The sequence below is a fragment of the Corynebacterium sp. HMSC064E10 genome, assembly GCF_001812505.1.
In the GTDB taxonomy this organism is placed as follows: domain Bacteria; phylum Actinomycetota; class Actinomycetes; order Mycobacteriales; family Mycobacteriaceae; genus Corynebacterium; species Corynebacterium amycolatum.
This window is the reverse complement of the sequence record NZ_KV809173.1, coordinates 406,559-419,560: the sequence shown is the minus strand read 5'-3', so window position 1 is coordinate 419,560 and position 13,002 is coordinate 406,559. Positions and strand designations below refer to the sequence as shown.

Sequence of the window (13,002 nt, the reverse complement as noted above, 5' to 3'; positions counted from 1 at the left end):
TCATGGAACAAGCGACCGATTGGGTCAACGCCTGGAATGACAAGTACTGGCTGTTCATGATTCTGCTACTCAGCGGTGCAGGCCTGTACTTCTGTTGGCGGACCATTGTGGTGCAGCTCCGGTACATCCCGGAGATGTTCAAGGCAATTACCGAAAAGCCGTCTGACATCTCCGAGGGGGTCAAGGGCATCTCGGCCTTTAAGGCCTTCACAATCTCTGCTGCCTCGCGTGTCGGTACCGGTAACGTCGCAGGTGTGGCGGTGGCAATCACTACGGGTGGGCCAGGTGCCGTGTTTTGGATGTGGCTACTCGCTGCGATTGGCGGTGCTACCAGCTTCGTGGAGTCGACGCTGGCGCAGCTGTACAAGGTGCGGGATAAGGACTCTTACCGAGGAGGGCCCGCGTACTACATCACCAAGGGGCTGGGAGAGAACTGGCGCTGGATGGCGTCGCTGTTCGTCATCGCGATCACGGTGACCTACGGTTTTGTGTTCAATGCGGTGCAATCCAACTCAATCACGGCGGCTGTGGCTGAGTCGACTGGTCAGGAAACGCCGATCTTTAAATTCTGCGTCGGCATTGTGCTGGCAATCTTGGCCGGCGTCATCATCTTCGGTGGTGTGCAGCGTATTTCGGCGGTGACACAGATCATCGTGCCGATTATGGCCGTGGCTTACATTATCCTCGGCCTGATTGTCTTGGCTCTCAACATCACCGAGGTGCCGGGCATGATCAAGCTGATTTTTGAGCACGCCTTCGGTATCCGTGAGATCGCTGGTGCCGCTGTCGGTACCGCCATGATGCAGGGTATTCGCCGTGGTCTGTTCTCCAACGAGGCCGGTATGGGTTCCACACCAAATGCGGCGGCTACGGCGTCGGTGTCGCACCCGGTCAAACAGGGCCTAATCCAGACGATGGGTGTCTACTTCGACACCTGGGTCGTCTGTACCATCACCGCAGTTATCATCCTGTTGTCCGATCCGACCTTCGGCGGCGATGCGGAGGGCACCGCGTTGACTCAGGCTGCGCTGTCGGCGCAGGTGGGTACGTGGGCCATCCACGCGGTCACGGTTATCATCTTCTTCCTCGCGTTCTCCTCGCTGGTGGGTAACTACTACTACGCCGAGGCGAATATCCCGTTCCTGTCAAAGAGCAAGGCTGTCTTGAACACCGTGCGCGTCCTGGTTATCCTGTGCGTGATTGGCGGAGCTGTCGGTTCCGTGCCGCTAGTCTGGTCGCTTGCAGATACGTTCTCCGCACTCATGGCCACCATCAATATCATCGCGATTCTGCCGCTAGGCGGTGTCGCAGTCGCCCTGTTGAAGAACTATTCCGAGCAGAAGGCCAAGGGACTTAATCCAGTATTCCACCGCGATGATCTGCCTAACCTCCGCGGTCACGACAAGATCGAGTGCTGGGATGGTTCCGACCCGATGACGGTGCGTGAGTCCGATGCCGCTTAACGACGTCCGCCTTACCGCATGGGTACACGGACGCGTTCAAGGTGTCGGTTTTCGCTGGCACACCCGCGCGACGGCACTGGAGTTGGGGTTGGTTGGTTACGCCCAGAACTATCCGGATGGTCGGGTGTTAGTTGTTGCCGAAGGGCCACGGGCAGACTGTGAGAGTTTGCTCGCTTGGCTGGAGGGGCCGAATACTCCAGGCAATGTGACGGCAGTGGTGCCCCTATGGCAGGAACCGAAGGGGGCATTTAGCACGTTTGACCGTCGTTAAGCGGGTGCTAACTGTCTTCCTCCCCCCCCCATGTCGGTGTAGGAAACCGAAAAATTCGAATACGTTTTATCCCTCGCTCTGTGTGATTGATTTTGCGCAGTTGGCGGGGGATTTTTTCGTGTCTTGGGGTAGTTGATTGGGGCGCTAAAGAGCTCCCGGAGCGCTAGAAAAATACGCAAGTGAGAAAAAGACTACGCAAATACGGAATCAGGGTGGTTTAAGTTAATAACTACCTACTGACAGACAGGGGAGGCACAAATGACGCCTGAAGAAGTGATTGCACAGTCGGGAAACTCAGCGTGGATGCTGATCTCGGCTTCGTTGGTCTTGCTCATGACACCGGCGCTCGCGCTGTTCTATGGCGGCATGTCGCGACAGAAGTCGGTGCTCAACATGATGATGATGAGCTTTGGCGCTGTTGGCGTTGTCGGTGCCATTTACGTCCTGTGGGGCTGGTCGATGTCCTACGGGTCGCAGCCAATCGGTGGTGTATTTGCCAACCCGTTCGAGTTCTTTGGACTGCGTAACTCAATCACGGACGATGACGGCAACTATATTACGGGTGCAAACGGTTACCCGAACATCATCGACATCGGATTTCAGCTCACGTTCTGCTCTATTTCTGTAGCGCTGATTTCTGGCGCGCTGGCCGAACGCGTGAAGTTCTCCACCTGGTTGATTTTCGTCGGTATCTGGACAACGCTGGTGTACTTCCCAATGGCATACATGGTCTGGGGTGGTGGTCTGCTGAGCCACTCTGCAGAGAGCCTTTCGGCAAAACTGTTTGGGGCCGCTGACGGCGAGGCTGCCATCGCTCCAATTGACTTCGCTGGCGGTACGGTTGTGCACATTGCTGCTGGTACCGCCGCTTTGGTGCTGGCGATTATCGTCGGCAAGCGCAAGTCTATCGATGGCAGCCAGCATCGCCCGCATAACCTGCCACTCGTCATGCTGGGTGCTGCACTGCTGTGGTTCGGCTGGTTCGGCTTCAACGGCGGTTCGGCATTTGCTGCCGACGGTGTCGCTGGTCTGGCATGGCTAAATACGACCGTGGCAGCGTGCCTAGGCATGCTCGGCTGGATTTCACTCGAGCGTTTTCGTGATGGACATCCCACCTCGCTGGGTGCTGCTTCGGGGGTCATCGCAGGGCTTGTGACTATTACTCCGGCCGCAGGAGATATGAACCCGGTGACTTCAATCATTCTGGGCTATATCGGCGGTGTGCTGGCTTGCTGGGGCGTTGGTTTAAAGTACAAGTTCAACTTCGATGACACCCTGGATGTGGTTGGTCTGCATCTGGTTGCAGCCATGTGGGGAACGATTGGTGTTGGCCTGCTGGCTAACGACCGCGGACTGCTTACCGGCGGTGGCATCGACGGCCTGAAATTGTTCGCCATCCAGATCATTATTGCGGTCATCGCAGCGGTGTTCTCGGGCGTGCTGACGTACATCATTGCCCGAGTTCTGAAGGTAACCGTCGGCTGGCGTATCCACGGCGAGCAGGAACATTCTGGTATCGACGTTGCTCAGCACGGTGAGTCGGCCTACACGTCGGCCAAGCAGGCGGCTGTGTAATCCAGGCTGTGTAAATGAGGCTGTGAAAACAAGTGGGTCCTTGGGTTAATTCAGCTCCAGTCCACAACTGCAGGTAAGATATTGCCCCATGTATTTGAAATCGCTGACTCTGAAGGGCTTTAAATCCTTCGCTTCGGCGACGACGATGAAATTCGAGCCCGGCATCTGCGCAGTTGTCGGCCCGAATGGATCTGGTAAGTCGAATGTTGTCGACGCCCTCGCGTGGGTTATGGGCGAGCACTCCGCCAAGACCCTCCGTGGCGGCAAAATGGAAGATGTCATCTTCGCGGGTACTTCCGGGCGAAAGCCCTTGGGGCGCGCGGAGGTTACTCTTACCATCGACAATTCCGATGGGGCACTTCCCATTCAATATAAAGAAGTCTCTGTCACGCGTCGCATGTACCGCGACGGCGCCAGCGAATACGAAATCAACGGTTCTCGCGTCCGCCTCATGGACGTCCAAGAACTCCTCAGCGACACCGGCATTGGCCGTGAGATGCACATCATCGTCGGCCAGGGCCGGCTTTCTCAGATTCTGGAGTCTCGGCCAGAGGAGCGTCGTGCGTTTATTGAAGAAGCCGCAGGCGTGCTCAAACACCGTCGTCGCAAAGAAAAGGCGCAGCGTAAACTGCAGTCGATGCAGGCCAATCTCGACCGGCTGCAGGACCTGACAGGTGAGCTTTCCCGTCAACTCAAGCCGCTAAAACGTCAGGCTGAGGCTGCCTCTCGCGCTCAGACTGTGCAGGCAGACCTGCGCGATGCCAAGTTGCGTTTGGCTGCCGCGGACTTCGTGGACTTGCAGGACAGCCTCAATGACATTGCTGGTCAAGCCAAGCTCATTGAGGAAAAAGTAGAAGCTGCCACGGAGCGTGCTGAGATTGCCGCTGAGCGCACTGCAGAACTCGAAGCCGAATTGGAGGACATTACTCCAGCTGCCGATGCTGCCCGTGACCTATGGTTCCGTCTCTCCGCACTCGGTGAGCGTATTCAAGCGACGGCCCGCATCGCCGCCGATCGCGCGGCCGACCATTCCGTCGCTCCGTGGGTAGGCCCGGACCCGGACTTCCTGGAGCAGCGTGCCGACGATGCCGCCACCGAAGAAGCCACGCTTGCAGAGGCAGAGGCAGAGGCTCGCGAAAAGCTGGAGGAAATCGGCGAAACGCTTTTCGATGCCGAGGAAACGTTCCGCGAAGCAGAGGCCGAGCACCTCGCGGCCGTTCGCGCAATCGCCGACCGTCGCGAAGGAGTGGTTCGCCTCATTTCCGCCGAAGAATCTCTGCGCACTCGCTTGGAAGCCGCCGAAGCCGAAGCTGCACGCCTTGCCGAGCAAACCAATGAGGCCGACGAACGCCGGGCCGATGCCACCGAAGCCGTGGAAAACGCCGCACAGGAACTAGCCGAGGCCGAATTCGAAGGTCCCGAGCTGCAGAGCGTTTATGAACAGGCTAACCGGGAAGCAGAGCTGGCCTCTACACGGTTGAAAGAACTCCGTGCTGACGAGCGCGACCTCGAGCGCAGCGTCTCAGGTTTGTCCGCTCGCATCGAAGCTCTAGAGACCGCCCGCACCGCTGCTGCCAACGACGGCACCGCGTGGCTACGCGAAAAGCACGAGCTCGGCGTTCTCTCTGAAGTCATCGATGTCGACGCTGGCTGGGAAAAAGCGCTCACCGCAGCCCTCGGCGCGGCCGCCGAAGCACTAGTCAGCGAGGGCAGTGGAGATTCGCTTATCGACGAGCTGGTGGCTGCAGGCAAAGGCAGTGCCGTCGTTATCAGTTCTGCGGATGCATCCGACTCCTGGCGCTTGGACATCACTTTGCCCGCACAGGCATCCTGGCTGCTCGACCATGTGACAGTGCCCGCGAAGCTTTCGGGTTCGTTGACCTCTCTGCTCGTTGATGTCGTGGCCTGCGACGACGAACTCGTTGCCCGTGAGCTGGTGACGCAGGATACTCGACTGCGCGTTGTTGACCGCGATGGTGTGCTGCGTGGCTCTGGTTGGGTAGCTGGCGGTGCTGGTGGCACTGCATCAGGTGTGGAAATCGCCGCCGACATTGCCAAGGCCCGCGAAGAGCTGGCGGAGGCGCAGGTGCGTTTGAGTGACCTCGGTGGTGTGCTCTCCGGTGCACAGGCCGAAGAAGAGGACCGCCGCACTGACGCTGCGGCCGCCCGTGCTGCGCTGCGTGAGCATCAGAGTCGTATGAAGGTCCTCACGGATGCCCGAACTCGGGCCACGGCGCAGCTGTCCGGCGTGGTGCATGATGCCGAACGTGCTGAGCAGCGCGGAGCCGAAGCCGTGGACCGAGTAACGAAGCTCCAGAAGGAATTGGCGGAGGTTGCGGACCGCTTGGCTCGCGTTGACCGTGACCCCGAGGAGGGGGAACCGTCGACAAGCGAACGTGACCGTGCCTCGGAGGCTCTGACGGCAGTGCGCGCCATGGAGACAGAGGCGCGTCTGTCGCTGCGTACGGCAGAGGAGAGGCTGTCGAGTGTACGAGGTAAGGCCGAGCGGCTTCGTCGCCAGGCTGCGTCGGAGCGCGTAGCGAAGGCGCGCCATGAGCAGGCGCAGATGGCTAAGGTTGCCCAGCGCGAATTGGCAGAAGTCGTCGCGGAGCTGGCTGAGGATTTGCATGCGAAGGTCAACGTGTCGTTGGCGCGGGCAGAGGCCGATCGCGACGATGCCGAGGCGCAGAAGAAGACGGTGTCGCAGGCACTATCGGTGGCACGGACGGAGGCAAATGGGGCGCAACGTGAGCTGGCACAGCTAACGGATTCCGCGCACCAGGGAGACATCGCCCGTGCACAGGCGCAGGTCCGCGTGACCGAGGCTGCAGAGCGCATCGTCGACCAGTTGGGGCTGTCTGTCGATGACCTGCTCGCGGACTTTGCTCCTGATGAGAACTTTGACCGCGCAGCCGTGACGAAGCAGCTCAAACAGGCGGAGAAGGATCTGCGTGTGCTCGGCCGCGTCAACCCGTTGGCGCTGGAGGAGTATAAGGCGATGGAGGAGCGCTACTCTTTCCTATCCACGCAGCTCGATGATGTCCTCAAGGCCCGCCAGGACCTCACCGATGTTGTCGAGGAAGTCGATGCCACGATTCTGCAGCTCTTCACAGACGCGTGGAACGATGTCGAGGCAGAATTCCCCGCGGTCTTCCAAACGCTTTTCCCGGGCGGTGACGGACGACTGGTTCTCACTGAGCCTGACAACCTGCTAACCACAGGTATCGAGGTTGAAGCTCGCCCACCGGGCAAAAAGGTCAAGCGACTCTCGTTGCTCTCCGGCGGCGAGAAGTCGCTGACGGCGCTGGCAATGCTCGTTGCTATTTTCCGCGCTCGCCCGAGTCCGTTTTACGTGCTCGACGAGGTGGAGGCAGCGCTTGACGACGTTAACCTGCGTCGCCTTATTGCGTTGCTCGAGGAACTCCGCGCGACCAGTCAGCTGATTGTCATTACGCACCAGAAGCCAACAATGGACGTTGCGAATGTGCTCTACGGTGTGACCATGCGGGGCGATGGTGTGACTCGAGTAATCTCGCAGCGAATGTCACCGGCATCCGCAACTCCGTCGACAGGAGCGGAGTAGGCGCGGAGTAAGTGAGGAAGAGTCGTTGATACTGCATAATGAGAGTTATGACTCCAACTCAGTGGATACTCCTTGTCGTCGCGATTGTCGTTATTATCGCGCTGCTTTTTGTTGTGGGCTATGTCCGCAGGAAAAACCAGCGCATTTCCTTTGCGAAGGAAGATACTAAGGAACTCACCCAGCAGGAGAAGTCTGGAAATTACCAGGCCACTAGTGGTTTTAACTTCGCTCCGGCCGGTAGTGGAACTGATACCCGTGAGAAGCAGCCGGTTGAAAAACCGATGCCCAAGCCGGTGGAAAAGCCCATTGAAAAGCAGGTCCCGGAACCAGTTGAAAAGCGGGCAGATGAGCCCGTTGATAAGTCGACGGATGGCTCCCTGCTGAAGCCGGAAGGCCAACTGCCTATTCCCGATAACCCCACCGAAATGGAGGGGGATCACGACCGCGTAATGCGGGAAATCCCAATCGATTTGCCTACGGCCGGAGAAGAGGAATCAGAGCCCGAGCCGGAACCACAACCAGAGCCCCAAGCAGAGCCTGAGGTAGAGGTAGTTTCTGCTCCTGAACCGGTGCCGGAGCCGGAGCCGACTCCCGAACCAGAACCGACGCCAGAACCGACGCCAGAGCCGGAGCCGACGCCGGAGCCAGAAGCGGAACAGCAGATTGACTCCATTGACCCGGCTGAGGGACGTCTGGGTCGCCTGCGCGGTCGTCTGTCCCGGTCGCAGAATGCAATTGGCCAGTCTGTGCTCGGCATCTTGGGCGCGGGTGACCTTGATGAGGACGCGTGGGAAGAGGTCGAGGACATCCTGGTGATGGCTGACCTCGGTGCGGCTGCGACGCAGCGTGTCGTCGATAAGCTGCGTGAGCGTATTGCCAGCCAGAAGGTGAGCACGGAAGAACAGGCACGCGCCCTGCTGCGTGAGGTGCTGATTGAGGAGTGCAAGCCTGAGATGGATCGCTCCATTCGCGCACTTCCGCACGAGGGCAAGCCCGCAGTGATTCTGGTGGTCGGTGTCAACGGCACTGGTAAGACCACGACGACGGGCAAACTGGCTCGTGTGCTGGTGGCCGGGGGCCACCATGTTGTTCTCGGTGCAGCGGACACTTTCCGTGCCGCTGCTGCAGATCAGCTGGAAACCTGGGGCCGTCGTGTCGGTGCCGAGACCGTTCGTGGCGCTGAAGGCGCGGATCCTGCTTCTATTGCATTTGAGGCAGTTGCTCACGGTATCGAGTCCGGCGCTGATGTGGTGCTCATCGACACCGCCGGCCGCCTGCACACCAAGGTCGGACTGATGGACCAACTGGACAAGATTAAGCGCGTGGTGGAGAAGAAGGCTCAGGTTGATGAAGTCATCCTGGTTTTGGACGCGACGGTTGGCCAAAATGGTCTGCTGCAGGCTCGTACTTTCCGGGATGTTGTAGACATCACCGGCGTTGCTCTGACCAAGCTGGACGGTACCGCGAAGGGCGGCATTGTATTCCAGGTGCAAAACGAGCTCGGTGTACCGGTGAAGTTGGTTGGCCTTGGTGAAGGTGCTGACCACCTGGCGCCGTTTGAGCCGGAGAGCTTTGTAGACGCACTGCTCGGCGGCCGCAAATAGTAACTAACATCGATGAGTGAATTTTCCATTGATTGGTGAGTACAGCGTCGGTCGTTGCCCCCCTCCCGGCAAAAAGTAAAGGCCTCGGAGCCACCGCGTAGATTTCTGTAGAGGATACGCGGGGCTCCGGGGCTTTTACTGTTGAGGGGCTAGGAATCTAGCGGAGAGTTGTGCTAGGAATCCTTAGAATTCTTGCGTGCGAGGCGGGTAGCTGCCACGCCACCGACCAGGAGTGCGAGAGCCGCACCGCCGAGGGCAGTCGCCTGAACACCAGTGACTGCTAGACCAGTGTTCTTGGTCCCGGTTTGCTTACCGTCATTCTTAGGGTTGTCGGGCTTGTCTCCTGGATTTTCCTCCCCAGGATTCTTGTCGTCCCCAGGCCGTTCGTCACCTGGGTTTTCATCATCCCCCGGTGCGTCATCGTCTGGGTTTTCATCGTCGGAAGTTGGACAGTAGCCGTAGACTCCGGTTGCCGGGTCGATCTTGCTCATATCCCGCGGGGAACCATCGGGGCACGTTGCGGTGTCATCGACTCCCGGCGGAATTCCGTCATTCTCTGGGGCATCTTCGTCAGGCTCCGGAGTTGGGCCGGAATCATCTGAAGTGCCACACGCGCCGTAAGCTCCGGTTGCCGGGTCAATCTTGCTCATATCCCGCGGGGAACCGTCGGGACAGGTCTGGGTGTCCTCAACGCCCGGTGGGATGCCATCGTTCGATGAACCTCCTGGATCCGGGTTTGCCGCGTCATCTACACACTGGAAAGTACCGCCAACATTTTCAAAATGTTGACCGGCGGGGCATTCCGATGGGGCGGGGTCAGGAATCTGTGCGGTGGCGGCGCCAACGCCGATGAGCATGCCGGCTGAAGCGGCAGCGGCCACCATGGTCGAAGAGAGCTTCTTCATTTGGAAACCTCACAATGTCTATAGGAAAGCCCTGCAATCAATGGGCTTAAGGGGGAACACTGTTCACACATTTGATTCTAATAACTAATTAAAGTCTTTAGTGGCATGGGTTTGGGGAGGGGGTAAAGCAAAATTGTTGACTCGTCCAAACCTCAGTAGAGGAAAGTGGGAACTTATATTTACAACGCTGAGTGGGTACACCCGTTGTGGTTGGAGCGTTTATAGAACTTGCCACTGTCGACTCGGCATAGGGCTTTTCTGTCTTCGCTAATGGAGCCGAGTCTTCTAATGTCTTATAGCTTTCGCTCATCTTTGCTGGCGAATGGTGCTTCCTAATCGTGTCGGGGTGGCGAAAGGCGGGTGGGGCGTAGCGGTTTGGTAAAAAATCGGTATCTGTGCGGTTTATGGTTCGAGCTATAGGAGTTATAACGTTTCGAAGATATGACACGCAAAAATGCTCCCGATGCTGAATTGGCATCAGGAGCAGTTTACGTTTCGCTAGCGGGGTAGAACCCTAAGCTTCTTAGCGGTTCTTGCGGGCGATGCGGGTAGCAGCGACACCGCCGACCAGAAGAACCAGAGCGGCTCCGCCCAGGGTGGTGGCGTCAACGCCGGTGGCTGCTAGGCCAGTGCTCTGAGTGGAAGAAGCCTTCTTGGACTCAGAGTTATTCTGCTCAGACTTCTTGGAGTCTGAAACCTTCTTTACGTTCTCGGAAGAGGTCGTCTTCTTGGACTCGGACGCCTTCTTCTCAGCCTTTTCCTTGGCCTTCTTCTCTTCCTTCGTGCACTTGTTTTCGTTCTTGCACTCAGCAGAGATCTTGATGTCAACGTTTACCTTGACATCCTTGCCGTCCTTACCTGGCTTACCGTCCTTGCCCGGTTTGCCGTCCTTACCGTCCTTACCTGGCTTGTCAGTATCCGGCTTGTCCTTGCCTGGCTTGTCAGTATCCGGCTTCGTCTCGTCCTTGACGCAGGCACCGAAGACGTTCGGGTTGCCCGGAACTGGCTTGCTCATGTCGAAGTGCTCGCCCTCCGGGCACTGCTTATCAGAAATACCTGGGTTTCCGAGGTTGCCGGGCTGGGACTCATTGTTGCCCGGCGTTTCAGGCTTAGGGGCTTCCTTGTCCGCGACGCACTGGAAGGTTCCGCCGACGTTTTCAAAGTGCTGGCCGTCTGGGCACTTGTCCGGCATTGGGGCCGGAATTCCGTCAGCGGAATCCTGCTCAGGCTGGTCTGCAACGCACTGGAAAGTGCCGTCGACGTTTTCAAAGTGCTGGCCGGCGGGGCACTCGGTCGGCATTGGGGCCGGAATCTGTGCAGTAGCGATGCCTGCGCTTGCAATCATGCTGGCGGAGAAGGTGGCGGCGATAGCCGTAGTGAACTTCTTCATGAAAACCTCCCAAGGAGTCAAACGGTCAGAGACCGATGAATATGATTTCGCCGTTCATCCCTCATCGTGCACGGCGGAAAATAAAACCAGGCCAACTGCGGTTAACTAGGTTCATGGCTAACCATAAACTGGTTGATATATGCATGGCATTGGAAGTAGTTATAGGGATAACTCTAGGTGTGTAGTGGCACACTTTGACCTGCTGTAATGCTGCCGGTTTGCAATTTAGTTTGCACCATTTCGGGGGAGGCGTGCACTAGGATCGTCCTTAGTAAAAGTTGGCTATTGGCGTTACTTGTCTGTTATCTACCTGGCGGTAGATAGGTTGTGTAAACGTTCTTTATGCAGTGGGACAACCCTGTCTTAGGTCGTGTTTAATTGTCACGTTAAAATAACGAATAGTAATTTAACGTTCCCGAGAATAAAAGAGCTTCACTCTATTGCCGATTTCTACTTCCTATTGGTTACACCCGAATCGGGGTGTTTAGGGTGGATGGGATGCAATTGTTGTCGATAGGCGAAGCTGTAGATATGTGCCAAACGGAGTAGCCAGCGGGTACGGTAGAACAGTTAAGAAAAGATAAGGCAAAAGGGGAGCTGGAAACTTGTTTGAGTCTCTTTCCGATCGTTTGACGGGTGCCCTGCGGGGGCTGGGCGGGAAGGGTCGCCTGACTGAGGCGGATATTAACGCCACCGCCCGCGAGATTCGGCTGGCTCTTCTGGAAGCCGATGTCTCCCTTGAGGTTGTCCGTACCTTCATCAAGCGCATCAAGGAACGCGCTAACGAAATTATTGGCAGCCAGACGGTCAACCCGGCCAACCAAATCATTGAGGTTGTCAATGAGGAACTGATCAACATCCTCGGTGGCGAGACTCGACGTCTCAATATGTCGAAGCAGCCGCCAACGGTTATCATGCTGGCCGGTCTGCAGGGTGCTGGTAAGACCACCTTGGCCGGTAAATTGGCCAGGTACCTCACGGATCAGGGGCACACCCCAGTTCTCGTCGCCTGCGACCTGCAGCGCCCAGGTGCGGTGCAGCAGCTGGAAATCGTGGCTGAGCGTGCAGGCGTGCCGTGCTTCGCACCGTTCCCGGGCACCAGCCTCGATTCCACCCATGAAATGGGCACCAGCGAGGACAACCCAGTTGACGCCGCGTTCCGTGGCCTCGCTTATGCTCGCCAGCATCGCCACGATGTGGTGATTATCGATACCGCAGGTCGCCTGGGTATCGATGAGGTTCTGATGAAGCAAGCCCGCGATATTCGCGATGCCATCAACCCGCATGAAGTTCTGTTTGTCATCGACTCCATGATTGGTCAGGACGCGGTAGAGACCGCCAAGGCCTTCCGAGATGGCGTTGACTTCACCGGTGTTGTACTGACCAAGCTCGATGGCGACGCGCGCGGTGGCGCTGCACTGTCTATCCGTGAGGTCACAGGTAAGCCGATTCTGTTCGCCTCCACGGGCGAGAAGTTGGAGGACTTTGACGTCTTCCACCCAGACCGCATGGCCAGCCGCATCCTGGGCATGGGTGACCTGAAGACGTTGGTTGAGGTCGCTTCCAAGGAAATTGATCATGAGCAGGCTGCAAAGTCTGCCCAGAAGATTGGTTCGGGCGAGTTGACTCTCGAGGACTTCCTCGAGCAGATGATGATGGTCCGCAAGATGGGCCCAATCGGCAACATCCTCAAGATGCTCCCCGGCGGCGCGGAAATGTCCAAGGCCGCGGAAATGGTCGATGAAAAGCAGCTTGACCGCATCGAGGCGATTATCCGCGGTATGACTCCGGAAGAGCGCGAGAATCCGAAGATTCTGAACGCTTCACGACGTCGTCGTATCGCCAACGGTTCCGGTGTGTCTGTTTCGGAGGTTAACCAGCTCATCGAGCGCTTCAATGAGGCACGCAAGATGATGGCTCAGATGGCCGGTCGTTTCGGTATGGGCGGTGGCCGCCCATCGAACCGCAAGGCCAAGCGTGGCCGAAAGGGCAAGGGCAAGAATAAGCGCAAGGGCGCTAACCGCGGCCCGACGCCGCCGAAGGCAATGCGCGGTGGCGGAATGCCCGGTATGCAGGGCATGCCGGGGATGCCTAGCATGGCCGAGCTGCAGAAGCTACAGAAGCAGATGGGCAACCAGCTGCCAGAAGGCATGGAGGGCTTTGACCTCAATAATCTCGACTTCGGGCAGGGCAAGAAGTAGCTGGGGCAAG

Annotated in this window: 8 protein-coding genes; 6 read left to right on the top strand and 2 right to left on the bottom strand. The window is 57.9% G+C overall.

Annotated elements, in window-relative coordinates; translation table 11 throughout:
* Positions 1-2: 2 nt before the first annotated feature.
* From HMPREF2860_RS03640 to ftsY, 5 genes are all read left to right on the top strand, one after another.
* On the top strand, positions 3-1,463 hold the full coding sequence (locus HMPREF2860_RS03640; protein ID WP_049181285.1) for an alanine/glycine:cation symporter family protein: 1,461 nt from the start codon (positions 3-5) through the stop codon (positions 1,461-1,463).
* Positions 1,453-1,734, top strand: coding sequence for an acylphosphatase (locus HMPREF2860_RS10860; protein WP_076772972.1), 282 nt, complete (start codon positions 1,453-1,455; stop codon positions 1,732-1,734). The genes HMPREF2860_RS03640 and HMPREF2860_RS10860 overlap by 11 nt, the downstream gene beginning before the upstream one ends.
* 258 nt (positions 1,735-1,992) lie before the next feature.
* Positions 1,993-3,309, top strand: coding sequence for an ammonium transporter (locus tag HMPREF2860_RS03635; protein WP_049181503.1), 1,317 nt, complete (start codon positions 1,993-1,995; stop codon positions 3,307-3,309).
* Between the two features lie 88 nt (positions 3,310-3,397).
* A complete protein-coding gene (smc, locus tag HMPREF2860_RS03630) occupies positions 3,398-6,892 on the top strand; it encodes a chromosome segregation protein SMC (protein ID WP_070628597.1) in 3,495 nt (1,164 codons plus the stop codon).
* A 47-nt stretch (positions 6,893-6,939) separates the two neighbouring features.
* Positions 6,940-8,496: a signal recognition particle-docking protein FtsY gene (ftsY, locus tag HMPREF2860_RS03625; protein ID WP_070628596.1), complete on the top strand. Its 1,557-nt coding sequence runs from the start codon at positions 6,940-6,942 to the stop codon at positions 8,494-8,496.
* 173 nt (positions 8,497-8,669) lie between these two features.
* Here the strand turns inward: ftsY and HMPREF2860_RS03620 are convergent, their stop codons facing one another.
* Positions 8,670-9,401 carry a hypothetical protein gene (locus HMPREF2860_RS03620; RefSeq protein WP_038628640.1) on the bottom strand — a complete coding sequence of 244 codons (732 nt, stop codon included), beginning with the start codon at positions 9,399-9,401 and terminating at the stop codon, positions 8,670-8,672.
* Positions 9,402-9,924: 523 nt separating this feature from the next.
* Positions 9,925-10,791 carry a collagen-like domain-containing protein gene (locus tag HMPREF2860_RS11020; RefSeq protein WP_070628595.1) on the bottom strand — a complete coding sequence of 289 codons (867 nt, stop codon included), beginning with the start codon at positions 10,789-10,791 and terminating at the stop codon, positions 9,925-9,927.
* 605 nt (positions 10,792-11,396) lie between these two features.
* On the opposite strand from HMPREF2860_RS11020, the gene ffh reads away from it, so the two are divergent.
* Entirely contained in the window at positions 11,397-12,992 is a 1,596-nt protein-coding gene (gene ffh, locus HMPREF2860_RS03610) for a signal recognition particle protein (RefSeq protein WP_038628644.1), read from the top strand.
* Positions 12,993-13,002 lie beyond the last annotated feature (10 nt).